Annotated in this window: 13 protein-coding genes; 5 read left to right on the plus strand and 8 right to left on the minus strand. The window is 60.2% G+C overall.

Annotation, left to right across the window (positions count from 1 at the left end; all coding sequences use genetic code 11):
• Positions 1–12: 12 nt before the first annotated feature.
• From LOY43_RS25790 to LOY43_RS25810, 5 genes are all read right to left on the minus strand, one after another.
• A complete protein-coding gene (locus LOY43_RS25790) occupies positions 13–1,260 on the minus strand; it encodes an ABC transporter permease (RefSeq protein WP_093441896.1) in 1,248 nt (415 codons plus the stop codon).
• A gap of 198 nt (positions 1,261–1,458) precedes the next feature.
• On the minus strand, positions 1,459–2,502 hold the full coding sequence (locus LOY43_RS25795; protein WP_038363355.1) for an ABC transporter substrate-binding protein: 1,044 nt from the start codon (positions 2,500–2,502) through the stop codon (positions 1,459–1,461).
• Positions 2,503–2,550: 48 nt separating this feature from the next.
• Positions 2,551–3,675: an ABC transporter ATP-binding protein gene (locus tag LOY43_RS25800; protein WP_095126215.1), complete on the minus strand. Its 1,125-nt coding sequence runs from the start codon at positions 3,673–3,675 to the stop codon at positions 2,551–2,553.
• 352 nt (positions 3,676–4,027) lie between these two features.
• Positions 4,028–4,657 carry a response regulator transcription factor gene (locus LOY43_RS25805; protein ID WP_093441901.1) on the minus strand — a complete coding sequence of 210 codons (630 nt, stop codon included), beginning with the start codon at positions 4,655–4,657 and terminating at the stop codon, positions 4,028–4,030.
• 85 nt (positions 4,658–4,742) lie between these two features.
• Positions 4,743–7,139: a PAS domain S-box protein gene (locus tag LOY43_RS25810; protein ID WP_095050320.1), complete on the minus strand. Its 2,397-nt coding sequence runs from the start codon at positions 7,137–7,139 to the stop codon at positions 4,743–4,745.
• Between the two features lie 73 nt (positions 7,140–7,212).
• Here LOY43_RS25810 and LOY43_RS25815 point away from each other — a divergent pair, with 73 nt between their 5' ends.
• Positions 7,213–8,196, plus strand: a complete 984-nt coding sequence (locus tag LOY43_RS25815) for an alpha/beta hydrolase family protein (RefSeq protein WP_258708895.1) — start codon at positions 7,213–7,215, stop codon at positions 8,194–8,196.
• Positions 8,197–8,319: 123 nt separating this feature from the next.
• Here the strand turns inward: LOY43_RS25815 and LOY43_RS25820 are convergent, their stop codons facing one another.
• Genes LOY43_RS25820 through LOY43_RS25830 form a run of 3 tightly spaced genes read right to left on the minus strand, consistent with a single transcriptional unit; the run spans position 8,320 to position 10,776 of the window.
• Complete coding sequence (locus tag LOY43_RS25820; RefSeq protein ID WP_093441918.1) at positions 8,320–9,087, minus strand: TerB family tellurite resistance protein; 768 nt, start codon at positions 9,085–9,087, stop codon at positions 8,320–8,322.
• A gap of 1 nt (position 9,088) precedes the next feature.
• A complete protein-coding gene (murU, locus tag LOY43_RS25825; RefSeq protein ID WP_258708896.1) occupies positions 9,089–9,760 on the minus strand; it encodes an N-acetylmuramate alpha-1-phosphate uridylyltransferase MurU in 672 nt (223 codons plus the stop codon).
• A complete protein-coding gene (locus tag LOY43_RS25830) occupies positions 9,757–10,776 on the minus strand; it encodes an aminoglycoside phosphotransferase family protein (protein WP_258708897.1) in 1,020 nt (339 codons plus the stop codon). Before LOY43_RS25830 ends, murU begins: the two co-directional genes overlap by 4 nt.
• A gap of 130 nt (positions 10,777–10,906) precedes the next feature.
• Here LOY43_RS25830 and LOY43_RS25835 point away from each other — a divergent pair, with 130 nt between their 5' ends.
• From LOY43_RS25835 to rsmA, 4 genes are read left to right on the plus strand one after another with little or no spacing between them, the layout of a single operon-like run.
• The gene (locus LOY43_RS25835) at positions 10,907–13,720 is read left to right on the plus strand and encodes an LPS-assembly protein LptD (RefSeq protein WP_095126217.1); all 2,814 of its coding nucleotides are present in this window, start codon (positions 10,907–10,909) and stop codon (positions 13,718–13,720) included.
• Positions 13,701–15,017, plus strand: coding sequence for a peptidylprolyl isomerase SurA (surA, locus tag LOY43_RS25840; RefSeq protein ID WP_408980817.1), 1,317 nt, complete (start codon positions 13,701–13,703; stop codon positions 15,015–15,017). The genes LOY43_RS25835 and surA overlap by 20 nt, the downstream gene beginning before the upstream one ends.
• Positions 15,014–16,003, plus strand: a complete 990-nt coding sequence (gene pdxA, locus LOY43_RS25845) for a 4-hydroxythreonine-4-phosphate dehydrogenase PdxA (protein WP_258708899.1) — start codon at positions 15,014–15,016, stop codon at positions 16,001–16,003. The genes surA and pdxA overlap by 4 nt, the downstream gene beginning before the upstream one ends.
• Positions 16,000–16,818 (plus strand): 16S rRNA (adenine(1518)-N(6)/adenine(1519)-N(6))-dimethyltransferase RsmA, encoded by an 819-nt coding sequence (gene rsmA, locus LOY43_RS25850; protein ID WP_095122616.1) that lies wholly within the window; start codon positions 16,000–16,002, stop codon positions 16,816–16,818. Before pdxA ends, rsmA begins: the two co-directional genes overlap by 4 nt.
• Positions 16,819–16,864: the final 46 nt, after the last annotated feature.

Here is a 16,864-nt window from a genome sequence, read left to right on the forward strand (position 1 = left end):
TTCGAATTCCCCTTAGCTCAGGCGCAGGCGACTGGCGCCGACCAGCCAGCTGTAAATCAGATAAAGCACCACGGTCGCCAGCAGCAACAGCCCGCCCAGCGCGGTGGCCATGCCCCAGTTGATGCTGGTGTTGGTGTAGAAAGCGACGAAGTAGCTGACCATTTGATCGTTCGGGCTGCCGAGCAGCGCCGGGGTGATGTAGTAGCCGATAGCGAGGATGAACACCAACAGGCAACCGGCGCCAACACCGGCGTAGGTCTGCGGGAAGTACACCCGCCAGAAACTGGCGAACGGGTGGCAGCCGAGGGAAATCGCCGCGCGCATGTAGGTCGGCGAGATGCCTTTCATCACGCTGTAGATCGGCAGGATCATGAACGGCAGCAGAATGTGCACCATCGAGATGTACACGCCGGTGCGGTTGAACACCAGTTCCAGCGGTTTATCGATGATGCCCATGGCCATCAGCCCACTGTTGATCAGACCGCCCGATTGCAGCAGTACGATCCACGCGGCGACGCGCACCAGGATCGATGTCCAGAACGGCAGCAGCACGAGGATCATCAGCAGGTTGCTTTGCCGCGACGGCAGGTTGGCCAGCAGGTACGCCAGTGGATAAGCCAGCAGTAGGCAGATCACGGTGATGACCAGACCCATCCAGAAGGTGCGGGCGAAGATGTCGAGGTAGATCGCCTGATCCGGGGTGGCCGGGGCGATTTCGCCGAGGTCGTCGATACGGTGATCGACCGCTGCCAGCAAGTAGTAAGGCGTGATGCTGCTGGTGTTGCGTTTGACCGCTTGCCAGTAGGCCGGGTCGCCCCAACGCTCGTCGAGGCCTTCCAGTGCTTCTTTATAGGAGGCCGGTTCGCTGGCGAACGGCAGCGCCCGGGCAGTTTTGGTCAGCAGGCTGCGATAGCCGGCCAACTCCATGTTCAAGCGCTTGGACAAATCGCCCAGCGTCTGGTTTTTACGCGCTTCGGCGAGGTCTTCGCCGGCAGCTTTGTAGACCGGTTCAGCGGGCAGGCCACGGCCGTCCCAACTGGCGATGGCCGCCACGGTGCGCGGCATGCCGCCGACCACTTCGGGGTTGCCGACGCTTTTGTAGAGCAGCGCCACGATCGGCACCAGAAACACCAGCAACAGAAACAGCACCAGCGGCGCAATCAGCGCTTGAGCCTTCCAGCGGTTGACCCGCTCGGCGCGCTTGAGCTTCTGCTTCAAGGTGGGGCTGGTGCCCTCGTTCAGGGGAACGGCGATGGCCATGACGTACTCCGCAAATCTTTGATCGTTACAGAGGTGGCGAACGCTACCTCGAACTTTGGGTACTGATCGTTCCCACGCTCTGCGTGGTAACGCATCCAGTGACGCTCTGCGTCACAGGGACGCGGAGCATCCCGGGCGGCATTCCCACGCAGAGCGTGGGAACGATCATCCGGAAAGCCCTCGGTCCGTATGCTCGGGTTACTTCGCAGCCCAGGAATTGAAGCGCTGCTCCAGTTGCTCGCCGTTGTCAGCCCAGAAGCTGACGTCGATCTGCACCTGGTTGGCGATGTTTTCCGGGGTGGTCGGCATGTCTTTCAGGACGTCCTTGGCCAGCAGAGGCACAGCCTGGGTGTTGGCCGGGCCGTAGGCGATGTTTTCCGAGTAGGTTTTCTGCTGCTGCGGCTGTACCGAGAAGGCGATGAATTTCTTCGCCGCTTCGGCGCGCTTGGCGTCCAGACCTTTCGGGATGGCCCACGCGTCGAAGTCGTAGATGCCGCCGTTCCACACCACTTTCAGGTTGGATTCTTTCTGCACCGCCGCGATGCGACCGTTGTAGGCCGAACTCATCACTACGTCACCGGAAGCGAGGTATTGCGGCGGTTGTGCGCCCGCTTCCCACCATTGGATGCTTGGCTTCAGCTCATCAAGCTTCTTGAACGCACGATCCTGGCCACCCTTGCTCGCCAGCTCTTTGTAGACGTCTTTCGGCGCCACACCGTCGGCCATCAGCGCGAATTCGAGGGTGTACTTGGCGCCTTTGCGCAGGCCACGCTTGCCCGGGAATTTCTTGGTGTCCCAGAAATCCGCCCAACTGGTCGGTGCGGTTTTCAGCTTGTCGGCGTTGTAAGCCAGTACGGTCGACCACACGAAGAAGCCCACGCCGCATGGCTGAATCGCGCCTTTGACGTAGTCTTCAGTCTTGCCGAACAGTGCCGGGTCGAGTTGTTCGAACATGTCTTCGTCGCAGCCACGGGACAGCTCTGGCGATTCAACTTCGACCAGATCCCACGACACGCTCTTGGTGTCGACCATGGCTTTGACCTTGGCCATTTCGCCGTTGTATTCGCCGGCGACGATCTTGCCGTTACCTGCCGCTTCCCACGGTGCATAGAAGGCTTTGACTTGCGCCGCCTTGTTCGCCCCGCCAAACGACACCACGGTCAAATCCGGGCCAGCGGCCATTGCGCTTGCCGCACCCATCAGGCCCAGGGTCAGGGCGGTGAACTTCAGGGATCTCAACATTTATTGTTCTCTCCACGTGCAGGGTTGGTGTTGGTATTGCCGGGGCGATCAGTTCGCCTCTAGAAGAGGATCGAGTGCGCGTACGTGCTCGACCTGCCAGCCAAGCGGAACCACGTCACCGACTGCGAGCGCGGGATCGAGCTCGGCAATCGGCTGTTTCACGAAGAAGTCGGTCTTGCCGCAGACTTCCAGGCGCACCCGGACGTGGTCGCCCAGATAGATGAATTCCGCCACCCTCCCTGAGAAGCGGTTAACGCATTGATCGCTCGAACCGTTGAGGCTGACGCGCTCCGGACGGATCGACAGGGTCACCGGTTCGCCGGTCTGGCCGACATTGACCGCCAGCGCCTCGACCTTTTCGCCACGGCCCAACTCGACCACGCAGCGCTCGCCGCTCTGGCTGAGCAGACGACCGTTGAGGCGGTTGTTCTCACCGATGAAGTTGGCGACGAAAGTGTTTTTCGGTTCTTCGTAGAGGGTGCGCGGTGGGGCGATCTGCTGGATTTCGCCTTGATGGAATACCGCAACGCGGTCGGACATGGTCAGCGCTTCACCCTGATCGTGGGTCACGTAGACCACGGTCACACCGAGGCGCTGGTGCAGGTGCTTGATTTCCATCTGCATGTGTTCACGCAGCTGTTTGTCGAGGGCGCCAAGAGGTTCGTCCATCAGCACCAGTTGCGGTTCGAACACCAGCGCACGGGCCAATGCCACACGTTGTTGCTGACCGCCGGACAGTTGCGCCGGATAACGCGAGGCGAACGCGTCGAGCTGAACCATGCTGAGGACTTTTTTCACGCGGTCACTGACATCGCTTTTGTTCAGGCCACGGACGGTCAGTGGAAACGCGAGGTTTTCCGCCACGGTCATGTGCGGGAACAGCGCGTAGTTCTGGAACACCATGCCGATGTCGCGCTTGTGCGGCGGCACGTTGTTGATCGAGCGCCCGGCCAGCAGAATCTCGCCAGCGGTCGGTGTTTCGAAACCGGCGAGCATCATCAGGCTGGTGGTCTTGCCGGAACCGGACGGCCCGAGCAGGGTGAGAAACTCGCCTTTGCGGATGTCCAGGTTGAGGTCTTTGACGATCAGGTTCTCGCCGTCGTAGCTCTTCTGCACTCCACGAAAGCTGACCAGCACATCACTGGCCCCTGCGTTTGTTTCGACCTGGCTCATACCCACACCTTTGTTGTTGATGACTGCTTGTGGATTAAGCCTAGTGGTTGCTGACAGGCGCGCAAATCGGGGCGCAGGAGAGAATCGCCTCAGCCGGATGGAAGGTTGGGGGTAGGGATTGCCCTACAAGGATGGCGCTAATGGATAAGGCAGTGGCGAGGGTTGAGCTGCAAGCTGCAAGAACAAGCAAAAGCGCGTGTCGCTAACAGATATGCTCAAAATTTCTGGCGCTATGGAGATCCCCTGTAGGAGTGAGCCTGCTCGCGATAGCGGTGGATCAGCCACCACAGCAGTGAATGATCCACCGCTATCGCGAGCAGGCTCACTCCTACAGTTTTGATCGCGGTGATCTTTAGAGGAGTTTGTGTTCCATCGCGTATTTGACCAGTTCGGCCAGCGAGGTGATGTTGAGTTTCTGCATCAAACGCGCCTTGTGGGTGCTGATGGTTTTGCTGCTCAGGGCCAGTTGCTGGGCGATGTCGTTGACGTTGGCGCCTTGGGCCAGGCGCTCGAACACCGAGAATTCGCGCTCCGACAGCAACGAATGCAGCGGCCGCGCATCGGTCAGGCCGACTTCGAAGACCATGCGATCCGCCAGATCCGGATCAATGTAACGCCCACCGGCCGCGACCTTGCGAATGGCGGTGAGCAACAACGCCGGATCACTGTCCTTGGTCGCATACCCGGCAGCGCCAACCTTCAGCGCCCGAGCAGCCATCTGCGCTTCGTCATGCATCGACAGCACCAGAATCGCTGGCGGATTGTTCAGAGCACGGATGCGCGGGATCGCTTCGAGGCCATTGACGCCGGGCATGGAGATGTCGAGCAGCACCACTTCGCACGGCACATTGCGCAGGGTTTCGAGCAGTTGCTCACCATTGCTCGCCTCGCCCACCACTTGCAGATCCTTGGCCAGGCCAATCAATTGCTTGATGCCTTCGCGGACAATGGTGTGGTCTTCGGCTACCAGTACACGGATCAAATCTTTTCTCCAGATTTCAGGTACACACCAATCCCTGTGGGAGCGAGCCTGCTCGCGATAGCGTCAGCCCAAACACCACAAACCTTCAAACCTCACTCACCGGCACCCGCACCACCAGACTGGTGCCCTCCCCCGGCTCACTCTCCAGCGTCAGCCGCCCGCCCATGATCAGCACCCGCTCACGCATGCCCACCAGCCCAAACGAAGTCGGCCGACCGGCAGCAGCGACGAATCCTACGCCATCATCGGCGACCGTCAGACACAATTCGTCGCCTTCCAGCGCCAGCGTCAGTTCCACAGTATGCGCCTGGGCATGGCGCATCACATTGGTCAGCGCCTCCTGCAGGATCCGGAACAGGCCAATCGCCTTGGCATCACTGAGCGCCGGCAGATTGTCCGGCACCTGCACCAGGCATGGAATCTGCGTACGCGCCTCGAACCGCCGCGCCTGCCACTCGATTGCCGACGCAATCCCGGCATCGAGAATCGGTGGTCGCAGCGCCGTCGCCACATCACGCACCAATTGAAATAACTGCGCGATCAGGCGCTTCATGCTGTTCAACCGTTCGTTCAGACCGGGATCGAGTTGCGCGTAGGCCAGTTCGCACATCGATGTTTCCAGTTTCAGCACCGTCAACATCTGCCCCAACTCATCGTGAACCTCGCGGGCAATTCGCGCCTTCTCTTCTTCACGCACGCTTTCAAGGTGCGCCGACAGTTCGCGCAGTTGCTCGCGGGAGGCCGCCAGTTCCAGCTCGATACGCTTGCTCTCGCTGATGTCCCAGACGATGCCGTCCCACACGTACGCGCCGTCCTCCAGTTGGCGAGTGATCGCTTTGATCTCGGCCCAGCGCTGCTCGCCCTGACGCGTGAGGATCCGGCCTTGCCATGACCAGTCACTGTCGGTGTCCAGCGCCTGATCCTGAGTGCGGTGATAACTCGCCTTATCTTCGGGATGCACCAGGCTGCGCAGGCCCATGTCGCGATGGGCAATGGTGGCCGGGGCATAACCGACCAGACTTTCGCTGCCCTCGCTGATGTAGGCAAAGTCGATCTGCCCGGTCACCGGTGCCCGCTCCAGACGGAACACCAGCCCCGGCACATTCGCCGCAATGCCTTGCAGACGCGCCTCGCTTTCCTGCAACGCCGCCAGTGCACGGCGGCGCTCGGTGACATCCGTGAGGTAAACCACCAGGTATTCGCTGTCACGAAAGCGCAGGAAACTCAGCGACACGTCCGCAGGCAAAACACTGCCATCGGCGCGCACGCAACTGGTTTCGAAACTCAGCGGCCCTTCTTCGCTGGCCCGCGCGCGCTTCCACAGATTGAGCCAGCGATCCATGTGCAGTCCCGGCTCGAAGTCGATCAGGGGACGCTCGATCAATCCGCCTGAGGGGTAACCGAGCATGTTTTCCGCCGCACGATTGGCGTAGCGCACATGGCTGTCCCAATTGACCCAGAGGATGCCGACGGTGCTTTGATCGATGGAGAACTGCGTCAACCGCAGCGCTTCTTCGCTGGCTGCGCGCAAGGCGATGTCTTCCCGGGCGGCCAGCAATCGCTGCTCAAGGCTGTGCTGTTGGCGGCGCTGCCAGAGCACGATCGCGACACAACTGAGCAGGATCACCGCAAACAACAGACTGAGGTTCTGCCAGAAGCCGGGCGACTCCGACAGTCGCGGGTATTTCGGTTGCAGCCATTGGTTGTGCAGTTGCTCCAGATCTTTGGCCGGGATCGCGCGCAAAGCACTTTGCACAATGCCGGCCAGCTCCGGCCAATCGCGGCGCGAGCCGACTCGCAGCAGTTGCGGCAAGCCGATATCGCCCACCACCACCAGTTCGGCGAACTCCGGCTCTACCGACAACCGCCCGAGTTGTGCCTCGTCGACCACGGCGTAGGCGGCCTGCTGCGTCAACAGCAACTGCAAGGCTTGACGCTCTAGCGGCACGCCTTGCAGGTTCAGGTGTGGATAGTTGCTGCGCAGATAGTCCGCGGTGCTGCTGGGCATGCGCACGGCGACGCGGACCTGGCTGTCGAGTTTCTCCAGATCGACCACGCCACTGGCCTTCTGCTCACTGACCACCAGTTGCGGCACGCGCATGTAGGGATCGGAAAACTGCCACAGACGCAACGCACTCGGGGTTTGACTCAGGCCCGGAGCGATATCGATCTCGCCCTCGCGCACGGCGGTTTCCAGTTGTGCGAGATCCTGAAAGTTACGCCAGCTCAGTTCGACATTGAGCGTCTTGGCCAACAACTTCATCAGTTCGACGTTAGCCCCGGACAGCCGCTGCAAACGCCGGTCGTATTGCGCATACGGTGCTTGCAGGACCAGACCGACGCGCAGTTCATTGTGCTGCGCCAGCCATTGCTGCTGGCCCGCCGACAATTGCGCAACGTGGGCCGGGGGCGCAGGCGCCGCCCAGCCCATCAAGGGAAACCACAAACAGCCGATAACCCACAGGCAGCAAAATCGCTTCATTGAAGTCTCATACACTGACAAATTCTGACCAACCCATTAGGCTGCCGGGATACTTTCTGGCCTGGAATAACCGATGCCCTCTGTTTACCGCCTGGCAATGCCAGCATTGTGCCTGTCGCTGATCCTGCCCTGTGCGTTTTCCGTCAACGCCGCCGACCCCACTCCTGCGGCGGAAAAACCGGCAGAAGAAAAACCGGCCGAACGCCAGCCACTGCTAGAGCGTAGTCAGGAAGAGGCCGCCGCACTGGAACGTAAAGTCCCGGCGCAAGAACAGCAACAATTGCAGGCCGGCAGCGACAGCTTCCTCGCCCTGTGGAAACCGGCCAACACCGCCGAGCCCAAAGGCGCGGTGATCATCATCCCTGGCGCCGGCGAAACCGCTGACTGGCCGCAGGCAATCGGCCCATTGCGGCGCAAACTGCCGGATGCACAATGGAGCAGCCTGAGTATCACCCTGCCCGACCTGCAAAGCGACGCCATCGCACCGCGCGTGGTTGAAGCGCAGGTTGCGCCGAAAGCACCGGAGTCGGGTAGCAAGGACTCCACCACCGCGCAGCCAATTGAACAAGCCGCTGGCGGTGAAGCCGAAGTGGCGGATCAAGTGGTCGCCGAAACCACTGAAGAACAATCCAAGGCTGACGCCGAACGCATCTTCGCGCGCATCGACGCAGCGATTGCCTACGCCGAACAGCAGAGCGCACGCAGCATTGTCGTGCTCGGACACGGCACTGGTGCCTATTGGGCCGCGCGATACCTGAGCGAGAAACAAACGGCGCAGGTAGAGAAATTCGTCATGGTCGATGCACAGATGCCAGCCAAGGCCAAACCGCCACTGGCCGAGCTGACGCCAACCCTGAAGCTGCCGACCGCAGATATTTTCTACATGGACAAGCCGCTGGATCGCAACGCCGCGCTGGAGCGCATGCAGGCGAGCAAGCGCTTGAAGACTTCGGCGTTCAGCCAAGTGGCGCTGAGAGCCTTGCCAGACAACAAGGCTGAGCAGGAACAGTTGTTCCGCCGGGTGCGTGGCTGGCTGAATCCGCAGAACACAGACTGACCGACAAACCGCGTCGCTCCCTTCGCGAGCAGGCTCGCTCCCGCATTGGATCTGCATACACAATCCATTGTGGGAGCGAGCCTGCTCGCGAAGAGGCCAGCGCAGACGATACACATCTAACGTTTAGCGAAAATCCCGCCGCTCACGAATCAACGTATAAGCATTGTGCAGCTCCCGGGTTCTATCAGTCGCCTCACGCACCTGCGCTGGCGTCGCCCCCGTTCCGGCAATCTTGTCCGGATGATGACGACTGAGCAGGCGCCGATAGGCCCGCTTGATCTGCGCCGGTTCACTGGACGCCGACACGCCCAATAAACGCATCGCCTCCTGATAGCTCACTGCAGCACTGACGATCGGACGCTTGCCCGGTTCGTAATCACTGGCCAGCGCCTGCACCTGATGCGTTGTCCAGCCCAGCCATTTGCCCCACTGCGCCAACAATTCACGCTCGCTGACGCCGGCACGACCATCGGCCCAGACCATCCGCCAGCACGCACGCAAGACACCCTCGGCCGCATGGGGCTGCGCGCTCAAGCGCCGCAGATAACCGCGCAGATTGTCATTTTCAGACTTGCCACGGTTGAATGCCGCGATGGCGCGGCGCGTTGCCGGCTCACTCATCTCCAGCGCACGCATCTCGTTGCGCGCCTGCTGGATATGCCCGTCGGTAACCCGACCATCACTCTTGGCCAGACGCCCGAGCAACACAAACAACAGTTCGTCGTTGCGCAGCATCGGCCGACCGCCGAGTTTTTCCCGCAAGTGTCCCCAGCTCTGCAAGTGCAGACGCCGATCCAGCGCTTGCCCCAACAATGCCCCAAGCATGGCCCCCGGAATGCTGGCAATCGCAAAACCCGCTCCGGCTCCAATCAGAGTCCCTGGCCACAACATGTCAGCGACTCGCTTCTATCAAGGCTTCAGCTTCGGCCAGACGCTCGTGGGTACCGACATCCACCCAGTGACCTTTCAGGCGTTCGCCACTCACTTCGCCAGCCGCCATGGCTTTGCGCAGCAGCGGTGCCAGCTTGAACGCGCCGTCGGTGCAGCCATCGAACAGTTGCGGATGCAGCACAGCGATGCCGCTGTAGGTCAGGGTTGCAGCGTCGGGCTGGCCATCGATCACCTGGCCGTCGGCCAACGTGAAATCACCGTTCGGGTGATGCGTCGGGTTGTCCGCAAGGACCAGATGCGCGAGTCCGTTGATCGGCTGGTGCAGGACGCTGAAGTCATAATCGGTCCAGATATCACCGTTGACCACCAGGAACGCATCATCGCCAAGCATCGGCAGCGCCCGGAAAATCCCGCCGCCGGTTTCCAGTGGCTCGCCTTCGGGCGAGTACTGAATGCTCACACCAAATCGCGAACCGTCACCCAGATAATCCTCGATCTGCTGACCGAGCCAGGCGTGGTTGATCACGATCTCGTTGAATCCTGCGGCCGCGAGGGCGCGCAGGTGATATTCGATCAGGGGAACACCGCCGGCACGCACCAGTGGTTTCGGCGTGGTCAGGGTCAGCGGACGCATGCGCTCGCCTTTGCCTGCTGCCAGAATCATTGCCTTCATGCTGTTGCTCCACCCCGCAGGCTGGTGAACAGCGCTTGCAGTTCGGCCAATTCCGGACGTCGCGCAATCACCGCTTCTATATAGGAGAAGAAACGTGGCACGTCGGCCAGGTAACGCGGCTTGCCGTCACGGTGGCAGATGCGCGCGAAGATGCCGATGACTTTCAAATGGCGCTGCACGCCCATCAGATCGCTGGCGCGCAGGAAGTCTTCGAAGTCCGGCTGCACTGGAATGTTCAGCGCCGAAGCTTGCTGCCAGTAATTTTCCAGCCAGCCGTGCACGCGCTCTTCGGGCCAGCTGAGGAAGGCGTCCTTGAACAGGCAGGTCACGTCGTAGGTCACCGGGCCATAAACCGCATCCTGGAAGTCCAGCACGCCGGGATTCGGTTCGCTGAGCATCAGGTTGCGTGGCATGTAGTCGCGGTGTACCAGCACTTTGGGTTGAGCGAGTGCGCTGTCGATCAGTAGATCACTAACCTGCTGCCACTGCTGTTGCTGAGTCGAATCGAATTCGACACCGAGTTCACGCTTCACATACCACTCAGGGAACAGTTCCAGCTCACGGCGCAGCAAGGCAACGTCGTAGCTCGGCAACGGTGCAACCATCGGCAACTGCTGAAAAGCCAGCAGCGCTTGCAAGGCATCGGCGAACAATGCGTCGGCATTTTCGCCATCGATCACGTCGAGATAGGTCTGATTACCCAAGTCATTGAGCAAAAGAAATCCGCGCTCGAGGTCCTCGGCATAAATTTTCGGCACATTTATTCCGGATTTCGCCAGCAAAAAAGCGATATCCACGAACGGTTTGCAGTTTTCCTGGGGGGGCGGCGCGTCCATCACGACGAAGCTGCGCCTCTCGCCTTCCCAGCGGAAGTAACGGCGGAAACTCGCGTCGCTGCTGGCCGCAGTCAACGTGGCCGGGGGCACGGTGCCCCAGCCCTGATCTGCAAACAGGATTGCCAACTGCTCATCGAGCCAAACTTTCAGGTGTTGCAAGCGTACATCTTGGTCAGGCATTGCAAGGGTCTCCGACGGCGCTAGCCGTCAAGCGGGTCATGCTTTATTATCCAGCATCTTTTTCAGACCATCGAGAGGCGTGCGGCCCACACCGCGGGCAGATGGCACGCAGGAAGCCCGGACTAATAAGATGGCATTGAAATCCCCCGCGTTTCGTAAAAAATTTCCGTTGTTGGTAACCGGCAGTCTGCTGGCTATGCAACCTCTGGCCAGTCAATTCGTTGTTGCCGCCGAGCAGTATGACTGCTCCGTCTCGGCTTCGGGTGGTTGGGCCTGTGCGCCCAAATCAACCGCTGCTGCGTTGCCGCCGCGTCCGGTGCATGACGGCAGTGCCGTCAGTGCTACGGGCGAAGCGGCGACCGAGAACGGTTCGGCTGCCGACACAGCGCCAAAAACGGCGCTGGTCACCGAAGCCAAGGGCCGCGGTTTGAAATCCCGTAGCGAAGACTTCAGTCACCTCGACTGGGTTCCGCGCGAGAAGCTCACCGCCGCCCAATTGGCCGAGACCGGGCCTTACTGCTCTGGTGCCTATATCGAACCGATTCGTCCTGGCATGAATGACAAGACGAACAAAAGCGATGCTCCGACCTTTATCGGCGCAAAAGCCTCGCGCTATAACACCGATGATCAAGTCGGTACGCTGGCCGGTGATGTTGTCCTGCGTCAGGGCAGCATGCAGGTCGAATCCGACGAGGCCAGCCTGTATCAGGCCGAGAGCCGCGCCGAACTCAATGGCGATGTACGTATCCGCGACAACGGCGCGCTGATTGTCGGCGACCACGCCGATGTGCAGCTCGACACCGGTGAAGCCAAGGTCGACAACGCCGAATACGTGATGCACAAATCGCGCATCCGCGGTAACGCGCTGTACGCCAAGCGTGCCGAAAACGCGATCATCCGCCTGAAGGACGGCACGTACACCACGTGCGAACCGAACAGCAACGCCTGGCAGCTCAAGGGCAACAACATCACCTTGAACCCGGCCACCGGTTTCGGTACCGCGACCAACGTGACGCTGCGCGTAAAAGACATTCCGATTCTGTACACGCCGTACATCTACTTCCCGATCGACGACCGTCGTCAGTCGGGTTTCCTGCCGCCGACCATTGGCAGCGGCAGCGACACCGGCTTCATGCTGGTTACACCGTACTACTTCAACCTGGCACCGAACTACGACGCCACGTTGTACCCGCGTTACATGAGCAAGCGTGGCATGTTGGTGGAGGGTGAGTTCCGTTACCTGACCAAGTCGAGTGAAGGTCAGTTTGGTGCGGCGTATCTGAACGATGACGATACCGAACGCAGCAAGCAGACCGATTACGAAAAAACCCGCTACATGTACAACTGGCAGCACAAGGGCGGTCTCGACTCCCGTGTGCTCACCGAAGTCGACTACACCAAGATCAGCGATCCTTATTACTTCCAGGATCTGCAGACTGACCAGATTGGCGTGAAATCCAGCGACTTCGTGAACCAGCAGGGCGCAGTTACTTATCGTGGCGACAGCTATACCGCTCGCTTGAATGCTCAGCAGTACCAATTGGCTACTGTTTCGAACATCACGCCGTATGGTCGTCTGCCGCAGATCACCTTCAATGGTCAGCTGCCGTATCATCCGGAAGGTTTGAATTTCGATTACGAGACCGAGATTGTGCGGTTTGATCGTGATTTGAAAACTGGCAACTTCATCGATGAAAACGGTAACGCGTCACCGCGTCTGGATACCAACGTTCAAGGCCTGGCCCGTGCCAACGGCGACCGTCTGAATTTGAAGCCGGGTGTCAGCCTGCCGATGAACTGGACCTATGGCTTCTTGAAGCCATCGCTGAAGTATCAGTACACCCAGTATCAGCTGGATCTGGACGGTACCGGTAAGTCGCAGATCGTTGCTCAGCAGAATGCTGCAGCTGCGGCAGGCACCGACTACGTAGGTGGCAAGTTCGGCAGCAACCAGAACCGTGGCGTGCCAATCGCCAGCATCGACAGCGGCCTCTACTTCGACCGCAACACGTCTTTCTTCGGCAAGAACTACCGTCAGACGCTGGAACCGCGACTGTTCTACCTCTACGTGCCCGAGGAGAATCAGGAAGACATTCCTGTATTCGACACCAGCGAGTACACCTTCAACTACTCGTCGCTGTTCCGTGACAACCGCTTCTCCGGCTCCGACCGTGTCGGCGACGAGAACAAACTGTCGCTGGGCGTGACCAGCCGCTGGATCGAAGACGACGGTTTCGAGCGTCAACGCATCAGTGTCGGCCAGGCTCTGTACTTCAAGGATCGCGAAGTTCAACTGCCAGGTATCGATGCCAAAACCCGTGACGACGCGAAATCCAACGTTTCGCCATATGCACTGGAATACGAATACCGCTGGAACCGCGATTGGCGCACCACGGCCGACTACAACTGGGATCCGGACAGCCGCAGCCCACGTTCCGGCAGCGCGATGTTCCACTATCAGCCTGAAGACAACCCGAACAAGGTTATCAACGCCGGCTACCGCTATCGCAATGACCAGGTCCGTTATGACCAAAACACCGGCAAATGGTCGGTGGGTGGTGGTGACTACGGCACTCCGGGCACACCTGGCTACGTGAAGGACTACTACAAGATCCAGCAGCATGACTTCTCGGTTATCTGGCCGATCGTTCCACAGTGGAACGCGATCAGCCGCTGGCAGTATGACTACAACCGTAACCGTACCTTGGAAGCCTTCGGTGGTTTCGAGTACGACAACTGCTGCTGGAAACTGCGCCTGATCAACCGTTACTGGGTTTCCTATGACGAGTTCAGCCAGGAAGCTCCGCAAAACGAAAAAGGCGACCATGGCGTCTTCCTCCAAATTGTTCTGAAGGGACTCGGCGGCCTCACTGGCGCCAAGGTAGAGAGCTTCCTCGACAAAGGCATTCAAGGTTATCGTGAACGTGAAGACCAAGCTTTCTGATTGTCTGCGCCCGCTGATGCTGGGCGCGCTGTTCCTGGGTACTGCGGCGAACGCCGCAGTTCAATCCATCGACAAAGTGGTAGCGATCGTCGACAACGATGTGGTCATGCAGAGCCAACTGGATCAACGCGTCCACGAAGTACAGCAGACCATCGCCAAGCGTGGCGGCGGCTTGCCGCCTCCTGGCGTACTGGATCAACAGGTGCTTGAGCGCCTGATCGTCGAAAACCTGCAACTGCAGATCGGCGAACGCTCCGGCATCCGCATCACCGATGAAGAACTGAACCAGGCGGTCGGCACCATTGCCCAGCGCAATAACATGTCGGTTGAGCAGTTCCGTGCTGCTCTGGCTCGCGACGGCCTGAACTATGACGACGCCCGCGATCAGATCAAACGCGAGATGATCATCAGCCGCGTGCGTCAGCGTCGCGTGGCAGAACGCATTCAGGTTTCCGAGCAGGAAGTGAAGAACTTCCTCGCTTCCGACCTGGGCAAAATGCAACTGTCCGAAGAGCTGCACCTGGCCAACATCCTGATCCCGACGCCGGAAAGCGCCAACTCTGACGCGATTCAGAGTGCTGCCCGTCAGGCCATGGAGGTTTACCAGCAGCTCAAGCAAGGCGCTGACTTCGGCCAGATGGCCGTTGCCAAATCCGGCAGCGACAACGCTCTGGAAGGCGGCGACATGGGCTGGCGTAAAGCCGCGCAACTGCCTCCGCCGTTCGACCGCGAGTTGAGCAGCATGGCTGTTGGCGACATCACTCAACCTGCACGCACGCCGGGTGGTTTCATCATCCTCAAGCTGCTGGCAAAACGTGGTGGCGAAGCGCAGATGCGCGACGAAGTGCATGTACGTCACATTCTGGTTAAGCCGAGCCCGATTCGCGATGAAGCGAAGACCAAGGCACTGGTTCAATCCTTGTACGAGCGCATTCTGGCCGGTGAAGATTTTGCCACTCTGGCGAAAAGCTATTCCGAAGACCCGGGTTCGGCGCTCAACGGCGGCGACCTGAACTGGATCGACCCGAACGCACTGGTACCGGAATTCCGCGAAGTGATGGCCAAGACCCCACAAGGTCAGCTGTCCAAGCCATTCCAGACTCAATATGGCTGGCACGTTCTGGAAGTCCTTGGCCGTCGCGCCACCGACAGCACTGAACAGGCCCGCGAGCAGCAAGCCATGACCGTACTGCGTAACCGCAAATACGACGAAGAGCTGCAAACCTGGCTGCGTCAGATCCGTGACGAAGCGTACGTAGAGATCAAACTCCCTGGTGCAGACCAGGCAGCGCAGTGAAACCCCAGCGTTTCGCGCTGACACCCGGCGAACCAGCCGGCATCGGCCCCGACCTGTGCCTGCTGCTCGCCTCGCAAGCCCAGCCACATCCCCTGATTGCCATCACCAGCCGCGACCTGCTCTCCGAGCGGGCCGCGCAGTTGGGGCTGGCCGTCACTTTGCTGGATGTTGCGCCTGGCATCTGGCCGGATGCTCCTGCCCCCGCAGGCAGCCTATATGTCTGGGACACACCACTCAGCGCTCCCGTGGTTGCCGGGCAACTGGACAAAGCCAACGCCGCATTCGTCCTCGAGACCTTGACCCGCGCCGGCAATGGCTGCCTGAAGGGTGATTTCGCCGGAATGATCACCGCACCTGTGCACAAAGGCGTGATCAACGAGTCCGGCATCGCCTTTTCCGGGCACACGGAATTTCTCGCTGACCTGACCCACACCGCCCAAGTGGTGATGATGCTCGCCACCCGCGGTTTGCGCGTGGCACTGGTCACCACTCACCTGCCCCTGCGCGAGATTGCGGACGCAATCACACCCGAACGGCTGGAGCGCGTGACACGGATCCTGCACAGCGACCTGCAAAATAAATTCGGCATCGCCCGCCCGCGCATCCTGGTTTGCGGACTCAACCCGCACGCCGGTGAAGGCGGACACCTGGGCCATGAAGAAATCGACATCATTGAACCGACATTAGAGCGCCTGCGCGGCGAGGGCATGGACCTTCGTGGCCCGCTGCCTGCCGACACTCTGTTTACCCCCAAATATCTGGAGCACTGCGACGCAGTGCTGGCGATGTACCACGACCAGGGTTTGCCTGTGCTTAAGTACAAAGGCTTCGGCGCTGCCGTCAACGTGACCCTTGGTCTGCCGATCATCCGCACGTCGGTCGATCACGGCACCGCCCTGGATCTGGCCGGCAGCGGCAAGATCGATACCGGCAGCCTGCAAGTCGCCCTGGAAACCGCCTACCAGATGGCCGAGACCCGTTTATGACCGAGCAATACCAACACAAGGCGCGCAAACGCTTTGGCCAGAACTTCCTGCACGATGCCGGCGTCATCGACCGCATCCTGCGCTCCATCAGCGCCAAGTCTGAAGATCGCCTGCTGGAAATCGGCCCGGGCCAGGGCGCACTGACCGCCGGCCTGCTCAACTCCGGCGCACAACTCGACGTGGTGGAACTGGACAAGGATCTGATCCCGATCCTCAACCAGCAGTTTGCCGGAAAGAGCAACTTCAACCTGCATCAGGGCGATGCACTGAAGTTCGACTTCAACACGCTCAACGCCGCGCCAAACAGCCTGCGTGTGGTTGGCAACCTGCCGTACAACATCTCCACGCCGCTGATTTTTCACCTGCTGAACAATGCCGGCATCATTCGCGACATGCACTTCATGCTGCAGAAAGAAGTGGTCGAGCGTCTGGCTGCAGGCCCGGGTGGTGGTGACTGGGGTCGTCTGTCGATCATGGTTCAGTACCACTGCCGTGTAGAACATCTGTTCAACGTGGGTCCGGGCGCGTTCAACCCGCCGCCGAAGGTCGACTCGGCCATCGTCCGCTTGGTGCCGCACGCCGTACTGCCGCACCCCGCCAAGGATCACAAGCTGCTGGAGCGCGTGGTGCGCGAAGCGTTCAACCAACGCCGCAAGACCTTGCGCAACACTCTCAAGCAACTGCTCAGCAATGCCGAGATCGAAGCCGCCGGCGTCGATGGCAGCTTGCGTCCGGAGCAACTGGATCTGGCCGCGTTCGTACGTCTGGCCGACCAGCTCGCGGTACAAGTCCCGGCCTCCCCCGCCGCCGACTGATAAACGATGAACGCTATCGGGCAGGACGCCACTCTGGTTTACTGCC

Source organism: Pseudomonas sp. B21-041 (genome assembly GCF_024748675.1).
In the GTDB taxonomy this organism is placed as follows: domain Bacteria; phylum Pseudomonadota; class Gammaproteobacteria; order Pseudomonadales; family Pseudomonadaceae; genus Aquipseudomonas; species Aquipseudomonas neuropathica.